Origin of the sequence: Mucilaginibacter yixingensis, from assembly GCF_041080815.1 — a bacterium.
GTDB lineage: Bacteria > Bacteroidota > Bacteroidia > Sphingobacteriales > Sphingobacteriaceae > Mucilaginibacter > Mucilaginibacter yixingensis.
Genome location: NZ_CP160205.1, coordinates 1334479 through 1361304 on the forward strand (window position 1 = coordinate 1334479; position 26826 = coordinate 1361304).

The following is a 26826-nucleotide window of genomic DNA, read 5'->3' on the forward strand; positions in this document are numbered from 1 at the left end:
TTATTGGCCGGTATCACACGTGTTTGGCGGACAAGTGCCGTTGTAATTGTACGCTTGATCTGATGACTGCGCAAGACTTAAACTACGCACAGTTGGCGTGCCAGATGCTGGCGGCGTGGCCGGTGCTTTGGTGCCATAAAAAACATCGTCATGCAAAGCTGCCGATCTTGCAGCCGGTTTGGTAGTGAAAATAACGATGGAGTTATGATTGTCCAATGCGCCACCGTCGGCTCTTCGCGGGTCTGGGTCTGTTTTTAATACCGGGTACCTGGAGTAGTAAACCCTGATGCCATCGCCATTGTTTTCAATAATGGTTTTCATCATGCTGCTTAGTGATGCGGCATCTACCCATATACTATTGGTTAAATTGGCGGCATTGTCTTCCATGCGCAGGGCTGTGCGCTGGTAATTGGCAATATAGCGTTTGGCAACGGCCACATTGATGGTGGTGCCGCCCTCGGCCGCTTGTTTGGGCCAGGTGGTGGCGCGCTCGTCAAAACGCTTTTCGAGCGAGTCGATTTTTTGCCATTTGGCAGCAGCAACGGTCAGATCTGTTAGGCGCGAATGGTCGCGGTACCATAAAACCGCTAATACAATGGCAACAGCCAATAGTATTAAACTAAATAGTGAAGAAGCTTTCATAAAGGTGTAGAAGGTTTTAGATGATTGATAGGATTGTTAAGCCAAGTTAATAAATATTAACTTTTAAATATATAATAATATCGCCGGCGTTGCCCGTAAAGCAACGCCGGCGATATAAGGAACCGTTAACCAAGGGTGTAGTTAAGCACCACCCACGCATCGGTAATCTGGCTTTTAATGGCTGCAAAACTTTGCACATTAAAAGAGGCCGTGATCTTATCGTCTGCACTCAGCAGGTTGCCGGTGATGGTATCAACCGGGTCAATAAACTGGATTTGGCTGCCAAAACGGGTGGCGTCTTTACCCAGTGGTGCGGCCGCCCCACCGTTAATGCTTACGGTGATTGGCGTGCTGCCGGTAGTGAGCACAAACAACGCCGCACTTTGTACCGTAACCTTTAAACCACTGTTTTGAGTATAGAACGGCAGGTTAGCCTTGCTGATATCGGCACTGAAGGTGGCCGAGCCATCGTTCATAAACGCGTACCAGTTGTTTGGCATTTCGTGTTTCAGATCAAACATGCGGTACAGACCGGCTACAGGTACGCCAGCAATCAGTTTTTTGAACAGCAGTTTCAGGTAATCTGTAGTGGTTTGTTTGAACGCGCCACCGCCTGGTCTTGAGGTGTAACCAACGTTAATGATCACATCGGTAATAGTCTGATAGTCAAATTGCGACAGTACGGATGGATCGGTCATTTCCAAATGCCATGAGCTTACGGCACCGGTGCCTTCAAACGGCAGGTAACGCTCATCGCGGAAGTTTACTTCAAACATGCCGGCATCATTTTGAGCGTGACTGGTGGCAATTGATTGGATGGAACCGATGTTGTAAACAAAGCGGTCATCGCCCTCGGTGTTTTCGGCATATTTGTCGTACGCGTCTGCTCCTGATGCTTTGAGCAGCGTGTTTTTGCGGTACTTGTTGCTTACCTGCGATAGGGTACAAGCTACCGTAGTGAGCGGACCGGCAACGCATGGCACCGTTAATGATACCGTTTTAATGCGACGCAGGTACTGGCCCGGATAATCCATATCAAACAGCATTTCGGGGATGCTGAAATCGCACTGGCCGGTATTGCGTAACTGCATCAGCGCTTCTGGCGACAGGGATGCTAACGAGACGCTCTTGGTCAGCTCAAACTCGCGGCGGTTGTTATCATAGTAGGCCGATTCCATTTTTTTGATATCGGTCAACAGCTGATCGCCGGAGAGCAGGCCTTTCTTCATGGTATCCCAATAACCGTACTGGATAAAAGTGCTATCATTAGCCAGTTCATACTGGTAGCATTGCTGTGCCTTTTGTGCCATATCAAACGCCAGTTTGTAGCTCTGATAGTAAACGGTACTCAGCTGACTCAGCATCCATGAGTACAGATCTTTATTGGTATACTTGGTTTTCAGGAAGGTATCTACCTCCTGAGCCTGACTGATGCGCGTTTGTTGCGTGCCGAACTCTTTGCTGGCAATATCCTTACGGATGTTGGCCACCACAATCTGCTGGTCTATCTGCGCCATATCGCCCGATGCAATATCGCGTTGCAGGTGCCAGTCGTCCATACGGCGTTGGTAGCTGCCAATGTTGCCTATCAAACCGGCGGTGGAGTGCAGGATACCTGCAATGCCACGGAACAAACTGGCAAAGCTGGCGGTTGAGCTACCCACATTATTACCACCAAAAGATACCGTTACCACCGGCGAGCCGCCGAAGCCTGCACCACCACCAGTGATGATTGGAATCATGTGTGTGCCGCCTGATGTGGCATCTAACACGGTTGCCACGATCTCTGAGATGATGGCACCGCCAGAGATACCGGCCTGTGCAATTTCCCAGCCGTTCATAAAATCGCGGCTATCGTAGAAATTAAAGCGGGTTTGGGCAACATCTTTGGTTTTGTTCAGCACCTCGATGGATTGCTTAGCCTCATCAATTTGCGATTGACGGATTTGCAGCACCTGCTGTTGCAGCTTAATTTCCTGGGTCGATTTCAGCAGCGCCAGGCTTTCGGCATCTTTCTTCTCCAGAACAGAGAGCAGCAGGTTGCCCAGCGCTTTTACCTGTTCGGTAAACTCGGTAGCTTTTTGGATCAGCACGGTAAAGCGGTAGATAGGCAGCGGCGCGCTCAACATGCTCAGCACAGAACTGATGTCCAGCCCGGCTGCAGTAGCACGCACCAGCATCCCCGGATCAATTGGCGGAGCAAACAATGCCAGCACACGGTGCACGCCGTTAATATCCTCGCTGTTGCGAATCTTGAACAACCTGTCGGCAATGGTATCCCAATAACCCAGCAAATTAGCGTTGGCAGGGATGCAGAAGTAAAGCGAGGACAGGGTGGCCGGTGGCGGCGGCAGTTCTGCGCCTTTGTGCGGCAGCAGGTTCAGGTCTGGCACCAGGTTTTCCAGGTCGATCAGCGCATTACTGAACGAGTCGAGCTTGCTTTCCAACTGATTGTAGGTTTCATCAGGCACCGGCACGGCAGGAGGGATGATCTGTGGTTTTGGTCCCAGCAGTTTATCGGCCAGTATGTACATCTGTGTTGCCTGCACCAATGATTCCATGGTGTTTTGCATAAAGAGGTTGTCGCCCCAGGCAATCAGGTTGTCCAGGTAGTTCATCAGCAGGGCTTTTTGATAAGCCAGCGGACGGGTGCGCGCCACTTCATGCGGCATAAACGGATTTTCGCGCCAGCTTTGTACCGCCTGGGTCAGATCGGTATAAACGGTACCGGTTGGATCACTCGCTATATCGTTCATAATGGTATCGATGCGCTGATCGGCATAATCAAAAAACTCATGGAATGGTTTAGTGATCCAGTATTTCTGCGGAGCGCTGCCGCCTGCGCCACCAATCGGGTTAAAAATGTAGTGGTACCATTTCCGGGCCTCTTCAAATTGCTGGTTAAGGCTCAACTGATTGGCTACGTAGAACGGCAGGTGATAAAACAGCTCCCAGTTATAAGAAGAATAGCTGCCTTCGGCGGTAAAATCAATGTCCTCAACAGGGTATGGGTGCGCCACTACTGGGGTAGGCTGATAGGTACTGTTGAAATTGAAGCTGTTCACTTTAGATTGCACCTCATACGTCATAATTGATTGGATGCCGCCATTGTAAACCGCGCTCTTGATATAACATACCAGCGGGTGGTAGAAATTGCGGAACATCATTTGCGGCTTGTGGTTTTTGTAATAATCCCACTCGGCAGCCAGCTTGGCGTATTCGGGATCGGCCAGGTATTCCTGTTTGATCTTGTTCAGGTCGTGAGCCGGATCTGCAATCAGCATCAGCAGATACTTTTTCACAAAAGCAATCAGATCTGTCAGGAACTGGTAGATATCGCTGAAGGTGCGTTCATTAGAGCCGTTTTCGTCAAAGAAACCCGGGATGATCACGTACTCTCTGTCGTTATCAGCATAGAAGAACGGCATAAAGCTGGCCATTGGCAATACAAAGCCGCGCTCTTTTACAAAAGAAGCTGACATATGCGATTGTTGCAGCAGGATGGTTTCCAGCGCCACATAGATCCAGTCGATCAGTGAGAACTCATGCGGATAGGTGATCCTGAACGTGCCTGGTGTGGCATTGAGAATAGTTTCATATGCAAACGGACTAAAGATATCTCTTGCCGCCAGTGTATCGGTTTCGCGGTTGTTTTTTTCTTTATACTGCATCTGCAGGAACGAGGTGTCCTTAAAATCCGGAATGAAATCAAGGTAAGGCATATCCTCGCTCCAGTTGGCTACCTCCGGATAACCCTTGCAGCCTGCCAGGTTGAACATGCCGATAGGGTAATCATTAAACGTGCACAAAATGCCATAACCAACGGTGCCCATACTGAAGTCGATCATTCGGAAAGTGTCTTTCTGGTTGTGCAGGTCCTGCTCATCCATAAAGTCAGTCACCAGGTAATCTTGCGAGGTGCGTTTGGGTTGCCATACGCCATCAATCAACTCGCTCACGGCCAGTTGGATCTGGTAGCGTTTTCTTGGCACCGGCGCTGCCTCACTGATTGGGGTTGACGGGATATCGATCTGCTGGGTGCGCTCCACCTCTTCAGTTGGCAGGTGCCAGGCAATAAACAAGCGGTTACTGTGCATATAAGCCAGCAGGTGATCGCCGGAGATATCTACATCAACCTTGGTCCACGGTTCCCATTTGCGTTCTTTGGTGCAGGTGCGGTAGTAGTAGGTGCTGCCGCCCCGTACACGGGCAATAACATGGGTGGTGTAGGTGTTGATGTCATAGTAACAAGCGCGTACATCAAGCGTGGCCACATCGTCTAGTTTTTCCAGGTAATGGATGGCGGCGGTTTCCACGTTGTTGTCGGTAATCTCGTTTTGCTGCAGTTCTGAGATGAGGTCTGAGAAGAAGTACGACTTATCTGTGCGCAATTCCGGCTCTATCCAGTTTTCCGGATAAAGGAATATTTTGCGGTTGGCCACCCAAACCTGGAAGTTCTTCATCCAGTCCCACTGTGCCCAGCCGTCATCGTCGGTAACATCGGCAATGGCATCGGGTTCCAGCGCCATCAGGCAGCGTTGTACAAACAGTTGCACCATGCCATGCGCCATCACAATGCGCGAGCTTGGCTGACCCGGCTGCATTTCTACATCCATCAGGAAGTAATCATACAAGTCATCGGTACTGGTCAAATCCGGGTTTGAGGCCAGCAGGTAGGCCACCAAGGCATCCCGTTTTTGCGGACGCAGGGCATCTTCTACCGGTTGGATAACGTTGAGCCATTGCGCCTCGTCATACTTGTTGCGCAGCGCCTGGGTAATCAACCCGGCCTCTGTTGCGGTTAGCACTGGTTTGATGAATTGCGATGCAATAGCAATTGGCACGCCCAGCAAACGTAGTGCAGCGGTAGCCTTATCTAATTGCAGGTAGGTTGATGAATCTTGATAAGCATCAGGGAATACATAGCCGAAGTAAGTATCCAGGTCGCTTACATCAGCCGCATCCCAACCGGTAAATTGTGCCAGCATGGTTTGCAGACCGGCTTTTGGGGCGCCGGTTACTACCAGATTCCAAACATCGGTCCATGACCAGATTATGGTGGCATCTGCCGGGTTAGGCGAGGTACCGTAGGTTTGCATCAATTGCAAAGCCTGCTGCAGTTTTACCCATTTCTGGTAATCAGCGGCGGTTACATCGCTTTGATACCTCAGGGTATCCAGTTCCAGCCAGCCCATGGCGGCGTTGTTTTGCAGCAGCCATTGCAGGTCTTTTGCGCTAATGGTAAGCTTGTTGATGTAGGTGGTCATCAGCTTCAGCAATCGCACGGCGCGGTACTGGCGATCAAACGCGGTGGCGTTTACAGCAGGTAATACCGGTGGGGTATTGGCTTGATCTACCAGTGTATCGGTGGTTAATACGCTAATCAGTTTTTCAACCGGCAGCGGTTCTTTTAACGAGGCATTATTGAGCAATACCTGGGTAACCACATCGGTGCTGCCAAAAGTGGCCCCGGTAGCGGCGTAAAGCGCGGTTTGCTTGGCCTGGGTATACAGGTAGGCAGATACGCTTGCGGCTAACGATGCAACCAGATTATTCTGTGCAGCCGGGATACCCGGATCGCCGCCTGGCAGGGCCAGCAGTGCAGTGATCTTGTTCTGTGCATCGGTGGTGTCAAAATAGGTGTTCAGGTTAGCAGCAACATATGCTTGCGGGGTAAGCACATCTGTAAACTGACCGCTGATGATGGCCATAATTTTGCTAACCACTTGCGCCGTAAGATTTGGCAATAAGGAGATGCTTTGTTTCAGTGCATCGGCATTTTGACTGGCAGGTAGCGTAGCATCAAAGGCAGATTTGTTAGCGGTATAAGCCTGTTGATAGGCCGCCTGCAAACCTTTAAGCCAGGTAGTAATGGTATCATCTGTTAAAGTTAACAGACCGGTGGTATCATCGTTCTGCAAGTACCAGCGTAGGTCTGCCGCGGTAAAGCCAGCCGATTGGATGAATTGTATGGTGCTGATGAAGGTGTTGGTATCTGCCGGAGATGTAAACAATGGCTGACCAGCAATTGAACTCAACTCATACATATCCTGCACCTTCAGCCCGAAAGTTTTGGCCAGCAAAGCATTGCGGTATAAGAAGGCCATGTTATCGCGGGTGAGCGTGGTATCGCCGCCGCTTATTTTGCTGATGAGGAAAGTTACATCATCTGGTTTTAACTTGAGGCTTAGCGCCAAATTGGTTAAATGGGCCGCCAGTGTATCGCGACTGGCAACAGGCAAGGCCTCGTTAGCGGCAATCTTAATCAGTGTAAAGGCATCATCAACCGGCTTGGTAACACGGCGATTGAGGTAAACTGATTGATAGAGCGCGGTATCGCTATCATCAGCCATGCGGCCGTAGAAAGCAATGGCTTGCTCTAAGGTGCCGCTCAGGCTGTTTTGCAGGTGCAGCAAGCCATAAAGCAGTACTAGTGTGTTGTCATTCAGTTGTTGGGCACCCAGGCCATCGTCCATAATAACGCGGTTCAGGTTAGCCATATCAATGCCGGTTCTGCGCATCAACCGCAGGAAACGGTGTATCCGGTCAAGCGCATCCAGATCAAGGTTGGCTATCAGTTTTTTGGCGGTATCGCAAGAGCTATCCAGGTGCTGGATAAACATGGTATCGCCCGGGTTGATAAAGCTTAGTGTCAACAATCGTTGCAAGTCTTTATACGTCAATCCGCTTTTGTTAAGGAAGATATCAACCTCTTGCAGGAAGGGGATTGGCGGCTGTGCGCCGGTACTCCAGAAAATGGTTTGGCTGGCGGCAGAGTTATCGGCATTAACAATCAGCGCTCTTTCTGCCGGTGGGATTTTTAGATAGACGGCCGCTATAGATGTGGCATCTGGTCCGGCGCTGTTAGCCAGGGTGTTCATCAGGTCGGCACGATTAACGCCCACTACCTGTAGTAAGGCATCAGCCTCTTGCTGGTACAGGTCAAATGGCAGACCGAAAGAGATGTTTGAGCTTTGCAGTGTTTGGTAAGCCAGATCGTTCACATACTCTGGTGCAGCGTTCAGTTCGTCGGCTGTCAGGTGTGTTTGTTTCAAACGGGTGGCGCGCCAGCCGGTGCCCTCTGCGGCTATTTTGGTGGTGCTTTTAGCATCGCGCAAAATGAAGGTGTCTACACCGGCCTCGTTGTATTTAGGATACAAAATGGCCGACGCAGTGATGCGATCAAAAGCATTGGTGGTTAAACCGCTCAGTAAATGCGGAGTGATCAGGCCCGCCACCATATCTGGGGTGTAGGTGCTGTCCAGCAGTACGCCTTCTTCGGGTGCTACAGCATCTTCCAATACCTCGCAAACCAGGTCTATGTAGGGGATAGGGGTGTTGGCGTTGTCGCAGTTCAGGTCTAGTTCTCCAATATCCGGGCGACGTTTAAATAGCACATCCTTAGCGGTTTTAGTGCCATTGGCCAGCATCCGGTTCTTCAAAAACTGCAGCACATCTGCCAGGTAAGCGGCCGGGCCATAAACTGAGCGGCAGTCATCGCATTCGCACAAATCAATCTCGCTGAACAGCGATTTCAGGTTAGGGAAATCTTTGGAGATCTGCTCAATTTTGGCCATGAGTACCTGGCCATTAAGTGCCTGCACACCGCCAGATGAAGCATAGTCTTTCAATTCGGCACCCAGGTGCATGGCGGCGGTATGCACATTTGCTGCTTTTTGATAAAGCGCCGCTGCTTCCTGCTCGCCAAAAGTGTTGTTGGCGGTATATTTTTTTACAAACTGTTTCTGGCCCATGCCCACCACCTGGTAGGCAGAGTGCAAGCCATCACTGTGCAGTTGTTTGGCTTTGGCATAATCAGGCGTAAGCTTGTACAACCTTTGCAGGGCGCGTAGTTGCTGGCGGGTGTCGTCATCCAGTTGCAGATGTTTCACCTGGGTGTCAATTGGTTTGCCGCCAAGGTCAACTTCCGGTGCTTTGTCAAGCGCGGCCAGCATGGTATCTTTTGAGCTGAACAGGTGGTTGTCATCGCGTTTAAAGCTGGCTTTGAACGCCGCGTTAGGGTATTGTTTGGCAAAGCGATTGCTGAGTATATTGGCATAGCTATTCAGTTGGTCTGCATTGGATGCAACACTGGCACGTAATTCCGGATCGGCTATGTTGGAGAGCATTTTTTTCCAGTCGTCTGCATGTAGCTCGGCCAGTTTGGGCAAGTCTTTTTCGTCGGTGATACCGGCCGCCGTTTTTACGTGGTTGATCACACGATCATCGGTACCCAAAATTCCTGCCAGATTAATGTTTATTTTGGTGTCTCCGGCCGACTGCGCGTCTTTAAACGGATTGGCCGCCAGAATGCTATTCAGTAGTTGCGGCAGGTTGCCGTAAGCATTTTTGCTGATGAGTTGTACCACGTCCTGGTAACTGCCTTTGTCAATACTCTGCATCACCAGGTTGGCCCATTGTTGCGGGCGTTCCTGCTGGATGTATTTGGTGGCTTCGTCTTTCAGTGCAGTTACAGCCTTCAGCATTTCGGGCAAACGCTTGCTGATATCAGGGATGATGTTGGCTTTGATGGCGTTTGCAATATCGGTTTTAATGGTTGCTTCTGGCATTAAAGCGGTCTCGTAAACCAGTTCCTTAATGTCTGATTGTAAAGTGATCAGCACGCGGGTGGTGAGCCACTGGCTCAGATCAGTTTTTAGTAAAGAGCCTTGCCTGAAGATGGCGTAAAAAAACTGAGGCAGAAATTTAAACTGCTGTTCAATTTTAAACGATAGCACCAGGTATTCCAGATAGGCATAATCCAAGCCGGTTTCTTTAGAAAGGAAGGTGATATCAGCATGAGTAGTTGTTTCCTCCAACTGGTCAAAGCTGATTTTGCCGGTTAGGGGAGAGATGCGTTGCTGATAAGTTTCAAACTCACTTAGTTTGGTTACCGGATCTTGCGTAAGGCGGATATCGATCTTAACCTTCTGTGCAGCGTTGTATAAAATATCGCCGGTTGGTGTTTCAAACAGTTGTTTATCGCCATCGTAAACGCGCATCAGTATATCGGCAGTATCATACTCGTTATTGGCAAAGCGCTCGCGGGTATAGCTAATGCGGTAGGCGCCTTTTTTGTCGGTAACGGCTTCGCCAAGCGGCTCTTCGCTGCGTAAGTCGCGGTCAAAGGCTTTTACCTGCAGGCCGCTCAGTTTTTCGCCGCGAGAGCTGTAAACCGTACCTTGTATGGTACAGGCCGCTCGCGTTGCACTCACTGATGATGCATCTACTACGAGGTGAATTTCTTCTTTTAATTCCAGCACGTTCCACGTTTGGGTAGTGTAGCTGCCGGTTAAAATTTCATTGTTCAGCGATACGTTGAAGCGGATGTTTGGAAACTGTTTGACCACCTCCGGCGGGATGTTTGCCGGAAATTTAAGTTCAAAACGGCCGTTTGCATCGCTTGTTGCTGTGGCCACCGGCGCATTAAGCGCGGGGGAAGTGCTCCAGGCTGCTACGTTAGCGCCCGGCACTGGTTTGCCTGTTTGGGCATCGGTTACAATACCGAGCATGTTATCTGCTTTCATAACTGATTGATGTTAGGTGTGGATGAATTGTCTGGTTATAGATTTGATGATTTATAATGATTTTACAGTGATTGACTAGCTGAGGAGCCATCTGCCCAGGTGGAATAACCCCACGCCGAGTGCCGCAATAGCACCCCCGATAAGCAGGGCCGGTGCGCTGAAAACAACGCCTGCCACAATGGCTATGCCGGCTGCAACGCCTATCAGGTCTACCGTGCCGCCCAGGTTATCGCCCGCTTTAAACTCGCGGTAGGCTGATATGCCCGAACCTATGGCTATGCCCGCGCCCGCCAGCACCATGCCCGCGCTTGCGGCGCTCACCCCGGCCACTGTTGCGCCAGAGGTGGTAAAGGCATAGATTTCCAGTCCGCCACCGGCGGTAGTCAGCGTATCTGCGGTGGCCATTGGTGCGTCTCCGGCCCTGATATCGCGATAGAGCGAGTAGGCCGATAAACCGGTGCCCACTACTGATAAACCTCTGGATGCAGCGCCCCAACGGCCAGGTAAACCTCTTACCTGCTCTGGTGGCAATGTTGGGTTGTTCAGCGTTCTTCTGCTGCGTGCCATTGCACCGGCTATATCCGCATCTACCGATGCAGGTGCATCAGTTGGGGTAATGATAATGGCCTGCGCACTTTTGCCGCCCATGGTGCCGGTTGGGTTGGCGGTTATGGCCACGTCGGCATCGCGGGTGGCATCTCTTACCGTTTGGCCAACGCGGCCATAGGCGTCGGTTGATTTGATTTGCTGAACCGCTGTGCCTGTTTCTATATCATAATTGGCGGTGTTGCTGCGCCAGTCGTTACCATACATCCATTCCAGGATCTGGCCGCGACGGCTACCGGGAATGCCCTGGTTAGGGAAGTCATAATCCCAGATAAACCGCTCGCCTGCCGGGCCTGCTATGCTTTCGCCGCCGCCGGTTGGGTTGTCAGCAGGGGGCTGACTGCTGTTGGCATCGGCCGGTGTTGCGCTGGCATCGCCTTGCTGTGTGCTGCTCCCATCACCAGTACCTGTGGTTCCATCACCACTGCCCTGACCGGAGCCGGTGGTATCTCCTGTGCCGCTACCAGAACCGGTACCATCTCCATCGCCGTCCCCTTCGCCGTCACTATCGCCGCTGCCATCTCCGGTGCCGTCACCATCGCCAGTGGCGGTCGGGCGGTCAACCAAATGGAAGGAATCTACAGACCACGAGCGTGTTTGGGTAACAAAGTGCATGCGGTCTATCACCATGTTTTTGGTCTGGTCACGCAGCCTGGCACTGAATACGCGTTCCAGGTAAGCCCTGGCTTCGGCCATTCTGGATGGATCGCGCAGGTACTCTGTTTCTGGTGTTGCGCCTACCAGGCTATTGGGGTTATCATCTTTCCCGTTAGGATCTTGAAACAAGACGGGACTGTTAGAGCAGTATTTGAACAGGTTGAACCCGCTTACAAACCCGCCCGGGTCACTGCTGGTCCACCGGCCCAGCCAGGCTGCATAATACCTGGCGCCGAAGTAGTAGAACCCGGTTTCGTCATCGCGCTCTTTACCGCTAAAGCGATAGCGTTTCAGGCTGAAATCAGTCCCCGGTTTTGATACCCGGTAGGCCGAGGTGCCGAAAGGATGGTACTCTTCATAAGAAATAATATGACCGGCATCATCGGTTTCCAGCGTGGCCGAACCCATGTGGTTGCTCAGCTGGTAACGGATGCTATTCTGGTTAAGCTGATTGACGGTATCTTTATGATTAACGTCGATGGTTTTGGTATCTACCTGGGCAATGTTGCCGGTATTGTCTGAGATGTGGAGCGTGTATCTTTCCAGGTCGGGCGCGTTATTGCCTTGTCTTTCGCGATAAATTTCTACAGCACCTAGGTAAATGCGTTCTACCTTCAAACCGCCCTGGCGTTCAATTACTTTACGTGTGCGCTGGCCATTTACGGTGTAAGCATAGTAGGCCATGCCGCCGCCGCCCAGGTTCACTGATGTGAGCTGATCAAGGAAATTCCACTGCATACTATCGGCTGCAGAGAGGTGCGGCATCGATGTAAGATTACCATGCAGGTTATGCGTATAGGTGGCAGAAAAAACACCATTGGCATCGCCAGGCAAACTGGTTGCTTTCAGGCGGTTGGTGAGATGGGTAGGGTCAGTTTCATAGATGTATTGGTAACGCCTGTTCCAATTGGCGTTGTTGGCTATGTGTTTTAGTAGTTTGATATTGCCGCAATCATCATACTCGTACTTTTCAGTATAGTTGCGTACGGCTGTGGTATTGTTGGCCTCTGGCAATTGATTGATGAAGGGGAAGTCTGAATGGTCAGATTGATTGTCTGTAGAAAGGCTCACATGCTCGCGACCAGTAGCTTGCACCAGTTGATAAAGGGCGTCATATTGATACCTGGCTTCAGGATAAACTACCGCGTTTTGGAAGAAATGCGTTTGCTGTGCATCATCCCTGATCTGGGTAATGTTGCCCACGGGGTCAAAGGTGTAGAACAGATCCTGTATGCTATCGGTATCTGCGTCGGCCTGGTGGAGTTTGGTGATGAGATTGGTTAGGCGGAACGTAAGCGGATCATAAAAGTAATTGGTTACCGTACCATTACCATATGCCGCAAACTGTCGTTGGCCTTTTGCATCATAATCTTGCCCGGCCAGGAAATTGACAAAGCTGCCGACCCCGTGTATCTGCACATCCAGCGAAGCCAGAAAATTAGCTTCGTTATAGATTGGGCGGATGACCGAATGATCGGGCAAAACTACGGTAATTGGCCGGCTCAGCGCATCCAGCGCTGCTGCTGATTCAAATACCTCGGTTTCCAGGAACGGTGCGGCAGCCAGTTGGATGGCAGTAATATCAGTCAGGCCGTGCAGGGGGCTCCAGTCAACCAGTTGTTTATATTCTGTAGCCAGCTGCCGGTTGGCTGCGGTAACATTACCCTTAAAGTCCACGCCGGTAACAGTTACCACGCCAGACTGGTCATAAAGCTGATAGGCTTTTCCCTTCAGGTTTTTGGCAGTAGCGTCGGCATCGGCAAAAAGATCACCGTAAACAATGTGCGAGAAAAGCGTGCGATTACCACTCTGGGTTACATAGGTGCTTACCGGCCTGTGCAGCTGATCATAATCGGCATCAATTTCGGATAGATCATTGTCCCAGGTTTTCACCATGCGGCCCATTACATCGGTAAACACCCAGCTTTCGCCCTTCTCTGCAGTAACCGTATAGATGGCTTGTTTAACCAGATTAACATGGCCCCGGCTGATGTTGCGGCCCAACTGATCATACAGTTTTGAAAAACGCTGAATCAGATCAGTCTCCACAAAAACGGCCGAGGTTTTGCCATTGCCATGATCGGCCATGGTATGTATGGTACGACCAATGGCATCGTTAAAGTTTCTGGCCGGGGTGTTGGCATGTGAGGCAGCCAGCCAGGCGGCACGGGTTTCGGGGTCGGCAGGCTCAGGATCAGCAGGGGCGGGGCTGCCACGATCTGCATACCACTGGCTTTCCAGTACGGTATCGTTGGCATCATAAGCGGTGCTTCTCCAGGTATCAAACTCCACTTTTGAGAAGGTTCCGTTGGGCATATCCGTGCGGATGTTGCGGCCAACGGCGTCATAATAATTGATGGCGGTAACACCGGTTTCTACCAGGTCGCTTTCGGTTTCATAGTTAAAATTGTCGCTGAAGTAGGGTTCGTATCTTTTTACCACATTCCCCTTGTTGTTTACAATGGTGCGGCCGTTGCCCATCCAGCGCGGGTTGGCATTTATGTTTATTACCGTTTTGGTAGCCTCATCCCACTTTTTAGCGATGCCGGGATTGGTCTGCGTTTTAGTCATGATGGCGCCGCCGCTGCCATCGGCATAACTAAAGCTTTCCTGCCAGCGGGGATTGGCGGCGCCATGTTTTTCGCGGGCGTAGGTATGGACGTAGTTGGGCTTGCCGTTGGTTTGCCAGTTAAACAGGTTGTACTCGGTTTTTACGGTAGGATCGTCAAGCGTATCGCCCTCACCGGCGCCTTGCTTGCCCATTACCGCCGATTTGATGACCATCCCCAACTCGTCTGTTGTTACAGCTGTACGGTTTTGGTTAATGTCGGTTACTATGGCCGTGTTTAAAACCCGGTAATCATTCTGGGCAGTGGTGACATGATTGAGCGCATTAGTGGAGGTATGGATAAGCAAATGATAGGCATCCCACTCCACATGGCTCTCATTGCCAAATACATCTCTTGAGCCCACCGGCATATAGAAGCTATCTTGTGGGTTTGCCGGAAAAATCCTGTCGCCGGGTTGTGTCCACCAGTTGGTGTCGCCTTCGCTGTGCACGTATTTGGCGTCCTGCAGCATGGTATCGGTCACTTTGGTGCCGTAATGTTGGGTAACCAAGCCCGGCGTAAACGCCAGTTGATAGGATTTATGAGTGATGCCAATGGCAGATAACTGCCCCAGCGCCAGCGGGCCGCTTAGGTCGTCTTTATAAAAATAGCCCCTGGCATGCATGCCCAGCCTTTTTTGGAGCGAGCCATTAAACTCATCTTCAAATGAAACAATGGCGGCAGTGTTTACTGCGGTACGCAGATCATTAGGCTTAAAAAAGAAAGTTGCGGGTTGTGCCAGGCCATTCAGCTCGTATGAACGGTTTTCATAACCGGCCCGTAAACGATGCGCGTCATCTGTAGAAATATCGTTAGTGTATAATGCCTCGTTGCAAACAATATGCAGTTTATCCTGCTCAGTCCATACCTGATCTGGAATGGCATCGGCACCGGTAGGGCGTTGCAGGCGCGGATAAACTACGGATGCTGCCTGAAGGATATTGCCCAACTCATCGGTATCTAATGTAAACGTTTGGGCAATGCTCGGGTCTGCCGGGTTTCTCTCATAGCTGTAAGAAATACTTTCTGAAGGCACCACCAGGAACGACGCATATTGCTGGCCGTTGCGGGGCTGTACCAGCTTAATTTCAATGTTGGTTTGGGCTGCGTTGTAGGGGAAATCCTGTTGAGCCGAACCATCTGCCGAGTAAACTTCTGTGCGTAGGGTCAAGCCTTTGCAGGCGCGCAGGGCTTCATGCAGTTCGTCCGGCGATAAGTTATCAGGTAGTATCGGCTCAGGTATTTCATATTCGGTAAATGCAGGGTTTTTGAAATATTCTGACTGGCATTGGTGCAGCAGTTTCTCATTCATTAAATAAGCACCGGTATGGAACCAGGAGATGGCTTTAACCGGCGGCTGATGCAGGTCTGCTTCCACCACGTTTTTGGCAGCGTTGAGTGCAAAATCGGCAAAGCTTTCGGTGTCGTTTTGTTCAACCCGGGCAAAGCCGCGAAACTCTTTTTCGGTAAAATCATAATACCCGTGGCGGTAGCTGTAGGTATTGATAAACACGGTTTCGCGCACCAGATCGCGGTTGGTGATGCGTGAAATACAATGTACCGGGAACGGTAGTTTGGTGATCCAGGGGATGCCGGCCAGTTTATCATCCAGGTAATATTGGGTTGACGAGCGATACTCAATGGCTACTTCTTTACCGCAATTATTTTTGTAGCCGATAAGTAAGGCTGGTTTTTTGCTGCCCATCAGGTCAATGTACTGCAGTGGCTGACTGGCAATGGCTGATGAATAAACGATGGATGCTGTGCCGGTGCCCAAAAAGTCAAATACAGCCACATCGGCCACGTTATCCAACTGCGGGAAACTGCTGATCACTTGTGGTTGGGCCGACCATTCGTTACCGTTCTGGTTCATCCATACCCTGAAATTGTTTTTGCCCAGGTAGATGACATCTATGGTCCCCGAACCGTCAATATCTGCCAGACGCAGGTAGGAAGGATTGAAATTGTCCGAATGATCAAACACCGGTGCATTGTCCATATTCACCTTTGCGCCGAAGTTGCCATAGCCTTTGTTGGGCCAGTAACAAATCTCGCCGTTGCGGATGCGAACAATATCGGTCAGGCCGTCGCCACTCATATCGGCCAGGAAGATGCTTTGGCTGGCATCGGCAAAAACAATGGCGGGGCCTTTTTCCTCGTCAACGGCTTTGGCAACAGTTTGCGATACGCCGAAACCTTTCTCGCCCAGACCATGATACCAGCGTAGCCTATCGTCCTCTGTTTGCAAAATGTCCGGACGGCGGTCGCCGGTCAGGTCAATAAATCTCAGGTTGGGGTCGGATGGATTTACATTGGGGTTGTTTTCAAAATACTGCATTGGCTCCCATTCATCCTCCTCGTTCAGTTTAAAAAATCCCTGAAGCGAGGCATCCATCTGTACCAGATATTTTGTTCCGTCGCCTTCCAGTTCGGTTAAGGCCATTGATTTACCCAAGCCAGAGAATGATGGTTTTACCCCCAGTTTTTCAGCCGGTGTAAAGTGTCCCTTACCCAGGTTTGATTTATAATACCAGGCGTTATTCTGTTCGGTAAGTATACCGCCAATGCCTTCGTTAAACAGATCAACCCATAGGTAACTCTTATCATCAATACCAACAGGTGCGCCGGCCAGTTGGTCTGGCGCTACGGTTTGGACGGTGGTATTCCACTCATGCTGTTGATACTGTAATTCAGTTTCGGGCAAATACTTGGTGCTGTAGTGCCCGGCATCGGCATCCCACAGGTGGCCGTTTTGCCTTATTTTCACCAGGAAGGAGAATCCGTTTTCTGTGCCCGTGTTACCTTCCAGTGCCAGCGTTTCATCATAAAATAACTGTAATGATCTGACCAGGTAAGGATTTAGCGGCAACTCGTTATCAAAACAATGAAACATCATAATGCGCTGGCAACGGCGATAGGTGCGTACCTCAAAACCGGAGCGGTATGACGAGAACGGATCTTTTCTACAGGCCCAGGGCTGTATCTCGGTATCGATATTTTGATGGATGTTGACAGCCGGGTCGTGCTCGCCGTAATCAAATACGGTTTTAAATAAAAAGTCACTTTCGGCGGGTAAAGTATCGCCGTTATAATATGGCTGCTTGTTGCCATACATTATCTTTTTAAGATACAGCTGGGTGCAATTATCAATGCGGTTGGTCTCGTTCATTTTGCCGGCTGCGCCTGCAAAATCCTCTTTCTTGTAGGTTAATAAAGTGAGGTTCCCCTTATCGTCATGCAAATAACTCAAGTGCCATTCAAACACGCGGGAGGCATCTGCCGGATCGCTCAGACGACTTTCATCTGTCAGGCCATAATAGGCAGTCAGGTTATCGCGGGTAATGGTTCGCCAGTAAACTTCGGCGGTGGTATTGTTTTGCCATTTTTCTATGCGGGCAAAGCTGCCCTCGGTGCGGGGGCGGTATTGCGTAATGGTGTAATTTACGCCGTTCAGCGTTCTTTGCTTTACGGCTTTTTGCCAGTTGCCGCCCTGCTTTTCCAGCAGCGGTACCAGGTCTTCCGAGCCGGAAATAATAAAAGTATCGCTTTCCAGCGCATCCTGGTAGGTAGGCAGGCCATTCTCCGTTTTGCGCGAGATGGACGGAATATCCATTTGCCAGCCCAACCCAAATGCGCCATTACCGGCGCCTGAGTTATAGGTTAAGGCGAACGATGGCGCCACGCCACCCCGGCCGGGACTAAAAGGTATAGGGATACCCATAGACGAGGTGCCTGTAATGGCATTGACGTTAAATTTTTCTTCGATGCCTTTGATGGCGCCCCCGCCTGTGGGTAAACCAACAGTGGGCAATGCGCCGGTAATGGCACTGTTTTGGTCTGCACCTTTATCATTACTTTGAAAAGGGCCAGATGGCTGAGGTTGGGATGTTGAGCTTTTAAATAGAGGGTTCATAACTGAGCCGGTTTGATGCTTATTGAACAGGTTGAACACTGGGTTAAGCAAGAGGCTATGAAATACATGGATACCTTGCGTCGTGGTATTTCTCGCTTGCTTATAAAGCAAATTTAGGCCGGCAGCAGGCCCTCCATCAACGGGAAATTTCCCGTATTTTCGGGTGTAAATTCCCCCGGAAAATGACGTTGGTCACATTTTAGCAAAATCACGGTCATTTAGTTTGGGGGCCGTGGGCTGCACCTTTGAGTATCAAAACATTGATACCATAATGGCTGCCAAAACACTTACCCTAACCACCTGTTACCACTGCGGTAACGACTGTGCAGACGAGCACCTGCTGCTTGACGATAAAGACTTTTGCTGCAATGGCTGCCGCGAGGTTTACCGCGTTTTGTCTAAATCGGGCCTCGATAATTATTATGCTTATAATGATCACCCCGGCGCCAATCGTACAGCCAAAGAAACCCGGTGGGATTACCTGCTGGAGCCGACCATTGCGCGCGATCTGGTGGAGTATACTGATGATCAGCTAACCATTGTTACATTTTACATCCCGCACATCCATTGCTCATCGTGCATCTGGTTGCTGGAGCAATTGAACAAGTTTAATCCGGCTATCGCTTATAGTAGGGTAGATTTTCTGCGCAAGCAAGTCAACATCCGTTTTAATAACCAGGATATCAACCTCAAGCAGGTGGTAGAAGTGCTGAATAGTATTGGCTATGAACCGCTCATCAGCCTGCAGGATGTGGTGAAGAAGCAAACCCTTAGTCAAAAGGATGACCTGGTGCGCAAAATTGCCGTGGCCGGTTTTTGTTTTGGTAACGTAATGCTGCTCAGCTTTCCTGAGTACCTGGGTATCTCATCGTTTGAGGAATCTTTTAAGGTCTTTTTTGGCTGGCTTAATATGGCCTTTGCCATACCTGTGTTTTTTTACAGTGGTTTTGGCTATCTGCGCTCTGCGTGGACAAGTTTGAAACACCGTACACTTACCATAGATTTTCCGCTGGCACTGGGCATTATTGTGCTGTTTGTGCGTTCATTTATTGAGGTATATACCCATGCCGGTTCTGGTTTTGTTGATACACTTTGCGGACTAACGTTCTTCATCCTGGTGGGCAAGTTTGTGCAGCGCAAAACCTATTACCATTTATCGTTCGAGCGTGATTACCGTTCGTTTTTTCCGGTAGCGGTGCAGGTGATTGAAGAGGGAGGCGAACGCCCCGTTCCGCTGGCAGATTTGCAAGTAGGGCAGCGCATCCGTGTGCGTCATCAGGAAATTATTCCTGCTGATGCCATTTTGCTGAAGGGTGAGGCCATGATAGATTTTAGCTTTGTGACCGGCGAATCTATCGCCGTCAATAAAACTCTTGGCGAGGTGATCTATGCTGGCGGCCGCCAAACCGGTGGTGCGCTGGAATTGGAAGTTGTTAAACCTGTATCTCAAAGTTACCTGACCCGCTTGTGGAACAACGAGGCTTTTACCCGTAGTCAAGATCAGCGTATAGAAACCTTTAGTCAGCGCGTTAGCAAATACTTTAGTGTGGCTTTGTTGCTGGTAGCCTTTAGTGCATTGGCTTACTGGATGCCTACTGACACTACCCGCGCCTGGGCATCGTTCACAGCAGTGCTGATTATTGCCTGCCCTTGTGCGCTGGCGCTGAGCACGCCGTTTACTATGTCGGCAGCGTTAGGCATTTTTGACCGAAACCTATTTTACCTCAAAAATGCGGCAGTGGTAGAGCAAATAGCAGCTATTGATACCATTGTGTTGGATAAAACCGGAACCATCAGTCTTAACAGTGCCAACACGGTACAATTTAGCGGGTTTTTAAATGATGATGATAAACGATTGATCTGCTCTTTATGTGCCAACTCATCGCACCCTTTGAGCCAGCTGATTAGTCGCAATTGGGTGTGTGCACATCCGGCTTTTGTGAGTTCTTATTATGAAGTACCTGGCCGTGGTATCCTTGGTGAGATAGAAAACTGCGAAGTAAAAATAGGCAGTGCCCGTTTTGTGTTGGATCAGGATAAAGATGTCAATCAATCTAACAACACCGAAGTGCACGTAAAAATTGCTGGTCATTACCGCGGCTATTTCAGCATCCAGCATCATTACCGCGATGGCTTTGCCGATCTGAAAAAACTCAGGCAGCAATATAAGCTATACCTGCTCAGCGGCGATCATGGGCATGAGCGGCAAGCGCTATCCGACGTGTTTGAGCTGCCGGGAACCATGTACTTTGAACAAACTCCGCAAGATAAACTGGATTTTATCAGCACGCTGCAAACCACCAGCCACAAGGTAATGATGCTGGGCGATGGCTTGAACGATGCCGGTGCCCTGAAACAAGCCGATGCCGGCATAGCCGTGACGGATAACGTCAATAATTTCTCGCCCGGTAGTGATGCCATTTTGGATGGGCGGTCATTAAAAAAGCTGCCTGCGTTTCTTAAGTTTTCTAAGGATGCGGTGCGGGTGGTGTATTGTTCGTTCGGGATCTCGTTAACCTACAATGCGGTGGGTTTAAGTTACGCGGTAACCGGCAGACTCTCACCGTTAATTGCAGCCATTTTGATGCCTTTAAGCACGGTAACCATTATATCATTCACCAGTTTGGCCACACACCTGGCCGCCAAAACCCGAAAGTTGTTATGAGCATTCTTTATTTCCTTATTGGGTGCAGCGTATTGCTGGCCCTGGTATTTCTGTGTGCATTTTTCTGGGCTCAGCGCGATGGGCAGAATGACGATCTGTACACCCCGTCGGTAAGAATACTGTTGGACGATAAGCCTCCGGCCGGAGAAGAAAAATGATCATCGTCATGTTTGGCAGAAACGGCCGTCATTCCGCAGGTTAGGGCCTGCGGGTAATTTTACCGCATCAAGAATTCACACCCTTTTTAAACAATATGCAACCCGAAAAATTTTACTACGACAACAAGATTGTTCGCAATTTCGGTATCGCCACCGTAGTGTGGGGCGTCATCGGTATGACGGTGGGCCTGCTGGTGGCTATCCAGTTGTACCATCCCGGCGCAAACATGGGCAGCCAGTACACCACCTTTGGCCGTATCCGTCCGCTGCACACCAACGCAGTTATTTTTGCCTTTGTGGGCAACGCCATTTTTATGGGCGTTTATTACTCTTTGCAGCGTCTGCTCAAAACCCGCATGTTTTGCGATGCGCTGAGCAAAATCCACTTTTGGGGTTGGCAGCTCATCATCATCTCGGCTGTAATTACGCTGCCGCTGGGTTTTACCACATCACATGAATATGCCGAGCTGGAGTGGCCTATTGATATTGCCATCACCATTATTTGGGTAGTGTTTGGCATCAATATGTTCGGCACTATTTTCCGCCGTCGCGAGCGGCATTTGTATGTGGCCATCTGGTTTTACATTGCCACGTTTGTTACCATTGCGGTGTTGCACATTGTTAACTCTTTTGAGTTGCCAATATCTGCCTGGAAAAGCTACTACCTGTTTGCCGGTGTGCAAGATGCGCTGGTGCAATGGTGGTATGGGCACAACGCGGTAGCCTTCTTCCTCACCACGCCTTATCTGGGGATGATGTATTACTTCCTGCCCAAAATGGCCAACCGGCCGGTGTACTCTTATAAACTGAGTATCCTGCACTTCTGGTCGCTCATATTTATTTACATCTGGGCCGGTCCGCATCACTTGTTGTATACCACGCTGCCGGGCTGGGCACAATCATTAGGCGTTGCCTTTTCAATCATGCTCATCGCGCCAAGCTGGGGCGGTATGATTAACGGTTTGCTCACCCTGCGCGGCGCATGGGACAAAGTGCGCGACGACGTAACCCTGAAATTTATGGTGGTTGGTTTAACCGCCTACGGTATGGCCACTTTTGAAGGCCCTATGCTGTCACTCAAACAGGTAAACGCCATTGGTCACTTTACCGATTGGATCATCGCTCACGTACACGTTGGCGCTTTGGGTTGGAACGGTTTCCTCACCTTTGCTATTCTGTACTGGCTCATTCCGCGCATTTATAAAACCGAGCTGTACTCTAAAAAACTGGCTTCGTTCCACTTTTGGATCGGCACATTGGGTATCTTGTTTTATGCGGTGCCAATGTACTGGGCTGGTTTTACTCAGGGACTGATGCTGAAAGAGTTTACGCCAGAGGGCATGCTGAAATATCCAAACTTTCTGGAAACCACCATGCGCATTATACCTATGCACGTAATGCGCTCTATTGGTGGGGGTATGTACCTGTTGGGTGTCATTGTAATGGCCTTTAACCTGTGCAAAACCATGCTGGCCGGCAAACTGGTAAGCAATGAGGCTGCCGAGGCCATGCCGCTGGAAAAAGCACCAGCCGTTATTAAAGGCGAAACCTGGCACGGCCGTTTAGAACGCATGCCTATCAAAATGATGATTGTGGCACTGATCACTATCCTCATCGGTACATTCATTGAGCTGATGCCAACGCTCACCATCTCATCAAACATCCCAACCATTGCCAGCGTGAAACCATATACGCCGCTGGAGTTGCAGGGCAGGGATATTTACATCCGCGAGGGTTGTGTAAACTGTCACTCACAAACGGTGAGGCCTTTTCGCTCTGAAACCGAACGTTATGGCGAGTACAGCAAGGCCGGTGAGTTTGTGTACGATCACCCATTCCTTTGGGGCTCAAAACGTACCGGACCAGATCTGGCGCGCGAGGGCGGTAAATACGGCAACTCATGGCACTATAATCACCTGATGGATCCAAGGCTGATGTCGCCGGGCAGTATCATGCCAAACTATGATTGGCTGATTACTCAAAAGCTGGATACCAGCACAACGGCCATCAAAATTGCCGCCATGCGCAAACTGGGCGTACCATACCCTAAGGGTTATGAGAAACGTGCCAATGCCGATCTGGACAAGCAGGCCACAACCATTGCCACCGATCTGGGCGCGCAGCACATCAAGGTGATGAGTAACAAAGAGATCATAGCCGTTATTGCTTACCTGCAGCGCCTCGGCACAGATATTAAAGCTGATAAAACCGCTAATAATCACTAAAGCCATGTTTAAACAATTTACAGAGCACATTAACGGTAACCAGGTTTACCTGCTATGGTCTTTAGCCATATTCTTCGTCTTTTTTGTAGTGGTAAGCGTGCTGCTGGTGCGCATGCGTAAAACTTATGTGAACCACATGAGCGATATGCCCCTCAATGATAGTGTTTCAACTCTTGATCCAGCCAAACTATGAAAAAGAAAGCTTTAGTATTTACGCTCGGGCTGCTACTGCTTAATCTGTCAGTTTTTGCAGAAGACGGCGACCCCGAACTTACCAGTGGCCAGTTAATGAATTACGTGGGCTACGGTGCCATTATATTTACCCTGCTGCTGTTTGTGATAGCCATGCTGGTACTGCTGCGCACCTTTAAGGTGATGACCAAAGTGCTGATGGGAGCCAAAGCTTACAAAGCTATGCTGGTCGATGAAGCCGCCGAGAAGGAAGCAAAGAAAGCCGCCCGTAAGAAAGAGAAGGGCAGTTGGGCGCTCCGCTTTATGTCGCTCAAGCCAATGTCTGAAGAGCATACACTGGTGATGGAACATAGTTATGATGGCATTAACGAGTTGAATAACGCTACACCAAAGTGGTTTATGTACCTGTTTTATGGTTCCATGCTTTTTGCAGCAGGTTATCTGCTTAACTATCACGTGTTCCATTTTGGGCAGTTGCAGTATGAAGAGTATAAAACCGAGGTAGCCCTTGCCGATAAAGCCAAAGCCGCCTGGCTGGCCAAATCTGCCAACCAGGTAGATGAGAAAACGGTGAAACTCACTACAGATGCCGCGGTGCTGGCCAGTGGTAAAGCCATCTTTACCGAGCGTTGTTCACCCTGTCACGGTGACCACGCGCAGGGTGTGGTTGGCCCAAACCTGACCGACGATTATTGGCTGCATGGCAATAAGATTAACGATGTGTTTAAAACCATCAAATACGGTGTATCTGCCAAAGGCATGCCTACTTGGGAGAAACAGCTGTCGCCCAAACAAATTGCCGATGTGGCTAACTACGTAAAATCACTGCATGGCAGTAATCCGGCTAATCCAAAAGAACCGCAGGGAGAAAAGATGGCCGAAGTGGTTGATAAGGGTGAGCCGGCTAAGACGGCGATGGTGATCAGAAAGTAATGATTTGAATATGTCATTCTGAGCGATAGCGAAGGATCTCTGTAGGTATGTCAAAAGGAACGTCCTCAGAGATGCTTCGTTCCTCAGCATGACAAGATGGAGATTTACATCGGAATATAATATAATACATTCCCCAAACCCCCAAAACACCATGATACCCCAGGTAGATACAGCCGACCCGCAGATGGAAGCGACGGAGAGCAACAAGCGCAAATGGATCTATCCGCTGATACGGAAAGGTAAATTTTATCATTATCGTAGTTGGCTAAGCTACGGTTACCTGGCACTGTTTTTTGCTGGTCCGTTTTTGCGGATTGGCGGGCAGCCCTTGTTGCTGCTCAACGTAATGGAGCAAAAGTTTGTACTGCTGGGTCAGGTTTTCTGGCCTCAGGATTTCTTTCTGTTTGTGCTGGGTATGCTGGCCTTTATTGTCAGCATTGTGCTGTTTACCATAGCGTTCGGGCGCATATTTTGCGGGTGGATCTGTCCGCAAACCATTTTTATGGAGATGGTTTTTCGCAAGGTAGAAGAGTGGATTGAGGGCGATGCCCGTAAACGTAAAAAGCTGGACGATGGTCCGTGGGATTTTAACAAACGCTGGCGCAAAGCGCTGAAGCATGTGGTTTTCCTGTTGATCTCGTTCCTGATTGCCAATACGTTTCTGGCCTATGTTATCGGCAGCGAGGGTTTGCTGCGCATTGTTACCGAGCCGGTAAGCAGGCATTGGAGTGGTTTTGCCAGTATCTGGGTATTTACGCTGGTTTTCTATCTAGTATATAGCCAGGTACGCGAGCTGGTTTGCACCATGATTTGTCCGTACGGTCGCCTGCAAGGCGTGCTGACCGACAAGCATACGCTCATGGTGGCCTACAACTACCTGCGCGGCGAGCCGCGCGGTAAGGTGAATAAAAAAGACACCCAACGCAAAGGCGATTGTGTGGATTGCGGCCTGTGCGTAGATGTGTGCCCAACAGGCATCGATATAAGAAAAGGGCCTCAGCTGGAGTGTATCAATTGCACTGCCTGTATAGATGTTTGCAACGAGGTGATGGGCAAAATAGAACGCCCGTTAAATCTCATCGGTTTTTACTCAGAAGAGCAGATCAAAGAAGGTAAGCCGCCACGCTTTACCGCCCGCATGGCAGCCTACGGAAGCGTGATATGTGTGTTGATGGGTGTGCTTACCTTCTTTGTATTGCAGCGCAGCGATGTGGATGTTACCGTGATGCGCTCGGCAGGCTTGTTATTTCAGGAGCAGCCGGGGGGCTATATCAGTAACCTTTACAATGCAGATCTGATCAATAAGACCGATCATCCGCAGCAAATTGTGATCAAACCTGTTGATCCTGCTATCCGCTTAAAATATGTACAGGCACCCGGTGTGATTGATAGGGCGGGCAGTGCTAAGGCTATCTTCTTTGTAGAAGTGCTAGGCAAAAACATTCATCAGCCTAAAACAGAAATAAAGCTGCAGGTAATTACCCATGGGAAGGTAATAGCCACCATCAGCACCAATTTTATAGGTCCCGTAAACTAATAATACAATGAACTGGGGAAAAGGAATTATTATAGGGATGGCCATTTTTATGGCATTTATTCTGGCCATGGGCGTGCGCATGTTCAACAATCCGACGGATGATTACGACCATGATTATTACGAGAAAGGCCTGCGCTTTGATGCCGATTACCGCAAAGAAAAACAGGTAACGCTGGATGACGCCAAACCCAAAATTACGCTGACTGCATCTGCAATCGACATTAAATTTAAGACAGCGGCCACTGGTCAGATCCATTTTATGCGCCCGGCCGACAGGCGCCTGGATCGCCAATTGCAATTTAAAAGTGATGCTACAGGGGCCTACAACGCCAGCCTTGGTTTACCTGCCAGCGGCCGCTGGCAAGTGCAATTGAACTGGCAAAGCAACGGCAAACAATATTTATATCAGCAAGAAGTATGGGTCCCTTAAGTGATAATGCGGTGGCCTTTTACATTGGGCTGTTTGGCAGCATCCATTGTATAGGCATGTGCGGGCCGCTGGCTTTCGCTATCCCCGCAGGGCAGGGCAGCAAATGGCTGCTGGTATGGGATAAGCTGATTTATCAGTTTGGTCGTGTTTGTAGTTATGTTTTGTTGGGATTGATCATTGGTTTGATGGGTAAGCAACTGTGGTTGCTGGGCCTGCAACGCGGACTTAGTTTACTGAGCGGAATGCTCATTATTTTGGCGGCCATGGCGCGTTGGTTAAAACTATCCATCTTTCATCCGGCTAAACCCAACCGGGTACTGGGCTCTGTTAATAAGCTGATCGTTTATGCGTTGCAGCATCGCTGGGGGCATTTTGCCGTTGGTGCGCTTAACGGTTTGCTGCCTTGCGGGTTTGTTTATATAGCTCTGCTGGGTGCCGCAAATACCCATGGGGTGGTGGCTGCCGGTAAATATATGGTCAGTTTTGGCGTGGGTACGGTGCCGCTTATGTTGCTGGCAACGGTGGGGGCCGGTTTTATTAGTCAGCCCTTGCGACGCAAGCTAAACAGGGTGATCCCTTATTTTATGGTATGCCTGGGTTTTTGGTTTATTTTAAGAGGGCTCAATTTGAATATCTCGTATTTAAGTCCGCGGATTGAGGCGGGGGCGGCGGCTTGTCATTGAATCTTTTGTCAATTGCGAGCAGGATTGCGGGAACAGGACTGAGCGCGAA

Annotated in this window: 11 protein-coding genes; 8 read left to right on the plus strand and 3 right to left on the minus strand. The window is 49.9% G+C overall.

The annotated features are described in order from the left end of the window. The 3 genes from ABZR88_RS05550 to ABZR88_RS05560 all read right to left on the minus strand — a co-directional run bounded on the left by ABZR88_RS05550 (position 1) and on the right by ABZR88_RS05560 (position 17954). The gene (locus ABZR88_RS05550; RefSeq protein WP_146166522.1) at positions 1-642 is read right to left on the minus strand and encodes a hypothetical protein; all 642 of its coding nucleotides are present in this window, start codon (positions 640-642) and stop codon (positions 1-3) included. Positions 643-767: 125 nt separating this feature from the next. Next, a complete protein-coding gene (locus tag ABZR88_RS05555) occupies positions 768-10169 on the minus strand; it encodes a neuraminidase-like domain-containing protein (protein WP_107828404.1) in 9402 nt (3133 codons plus the stop codon). Between the two features lie 75 nt (positions 10170-10244). Beyond that, positions 10245-17954 (minus strand): SpvB/TcaC N-terminal domain-containing protein, encoded by a 7710-nt coding sequence (locus ABZR88_RS05560; protein WP_146166521.1) that lies wholly within the window; start codon positions 17952-17954, stop codon positions 10245-10247. A 271-nt stretch (positions 17955-18225) separates the two neighbouring features. Between ABZR88_RS05560 and ABZR88_RS05565 the strand changes: the two genes are divergently transcribed. The 8 genes from ABZR88_RS05565 to ABZR88_RS05600 all read left to right on the plus strand — a co-directional run bounded on the left by ABZR88_RS05565 (position 18226) and on the right by ABZR88_RS05600 (position 26777). After that, positions 18226-20619 (plus strand): heavy metal translocating P-type ATPase metal-binding domain-containing protein, encoded by a 2394-nt coding sequence (locus ABZR88_RS05565; protein WP_107828484.1) that lies wholly within the window; start codon positions 18226-18228, stop codon positions 20617-20619. Further along, positions 20616-20777: a cbb3-type cytochrome oxidase assembly protein CcoS gene (ccoS, locus tag ABZR88_RS05570; protein ID WP_107828402.1), complete on the plus strand. Its 162-nt coding sequence runs from the start codon at positions 20616-20618 to the stop codon at positions 20775-20777. Before ABZR88_RS05565 ends, ccoS begins: the two co-directional genes overlap by 4 nt. A gap of 95 nt (positions 20778-20872) precedes the next feature. After that, complete coding sequence (gene ccoN / locus ABZR88_RS05575; RefSeq protein ID WP_107828401.1) at positions 20873-23002, plus strand: cytochrome-c oxidase, cbb3-type subunit I; 2130 nt, start codon at positions 20873-20875, stop codon at positions 23000-23002. A 4-nt stretch (positions 23003-23006) separates the two neighbouring features. Next, positions 23007-23195, plus strand: a complete 189-nt coding sequence (locus ABZR88_RS05580; RefSeq protein ID WP_107828400.1) for a hypothetical protein — start codon at positions 23007-23009, stop codon at positions 23193-23195. After that, positions 23192-24127, plus strand: a complete 936-nt coding sequence (locus ABZR88_RS05585) for a cbb3-type cytochrome c oxidase N-terminal domain-containing protein (RefSeq protein ID WP_107828399.1) — start codon at positions 23192-23194, stop codon at positions 24125-24127. The genes ABZR88_RS05580 and ABZR88_RS05585 overlap by 4 nt, the downstream gene beginning before the upstream one ends. Positions 24128-24278: 151 nt before the next feature. Then, positions 24279-25664, plus strand: a complete 1386-nt coding sequence (ccoG, locus tag ABZR88_RS05590; RefSeq protein WP_245917030.1) for a cytochrome c oxidase accessory protein CcoG — start codon at positions 24279-24281, stop codon at positions 25662-25664. A gap of 7 nt (positions 25665-25671) precedes the next feature. Next, positions 25672-26094 (plus strand): FixH family protein, encoded by a 423-nt coding sequence (locus ABZR88_RS05595; RefSeq protein WP_107828398.1) that lies wholly within the window; start codon positions 25672-25674, stop codon positions 26092-26094. Further along, positions 26082-26777, plus strand: a complete 696-nt coding sequence (locus ABZR88_RS05600; protein ID WP_107828397.1) for a sulfite exporter TauE/SafE family protein — start codon at positions 26082-26084, stop codon at positions 26775-26777. The genes ABZR88_RS05595 and ABZR88_RS05600 overlap by 13 nt, the downstream gene beginning before the upstream one ends. The last annotated feature ends 49 nt before the right edge of the window (positions 26778-26826 follow it).

Bases quoted from the DNA above. Each gene is read 5' to 3' on its own strand.
- ABZR88_RS05560 (WP_146166521.1), bottom strand. From the start codon at position 17,954: ATGAACCCTCTATTTAAAAGCTCAACATCCCAACCTCAGCCATCTGGC.
- ccoS (WP_107828402.1), top strand. From the start codon at position 20,616: ATGAGCATTCTTTATTTCCTTATTGGGTGCAGCGTATTGCTGGCCCTG.
- ABZR88_RS05595 (WP_107828398.1), top strand. From the start codon at position 25,672: ATGAACTGGGGAAAAGGAATTATTATAGGGATGGCCATTTTTATGGCA.
- ABZR88_RS05550 (WP_146166522.1), bottom strand. From the start codon at position 642: ATGAAAGCTTCTTCACTATTTAGTTTAATACTATTGGCTGTTGCCATT.
- ABZR88_RS05585 (WP_107828399.1), top strand. From the start codon at position 23,192: ATGAAAAAGAAAGCTTTAGTATTTACGCTCGGGCTGCTACTGCTTAAT.
- ABZR88_RS05555 (WP_107828404.1), bottom strand. From the start codon at position 10,169: ATGAAAGCAGATAACATGCTCGGTATTGTAACCGATGCCCAAACAGGC.
- ccoG (WP_245917030.1), top strand. From the start codon at position 24,279: ATGATACCCCAGGTAGATACAGCCGACCCGCAGATGGAAGCGACGGAG.
- ccoN (WP_107828401.1), top strand. From the start codon at position 20,873: ATGCAACCCGAAAAATTTTACTACGACAACAAGATTGTTCGCAATTTC.
- ABZR88_RS05600 (WP_107828397.1), top strand. From the start codon at position 26,082: ATGGGTCCCTTAAGTGATAATGCGGTGGCCTTTTACATTGGGCTGTTT.
- ABZR88_RS05580 (WP_107828400.1), top strand. From the start codon at position 23,007: ATGTTTAAACAATTTACAGAGCACATTAACGGTAACCAGGTTTACCTG.
- ABZR88_RS05565 (WP_107828484.1), top strand. From the start codon at position 18,226: ATGGCTGCCAAAACACTTACCCTAACCACCTGTTACCACTGCGGTAAC.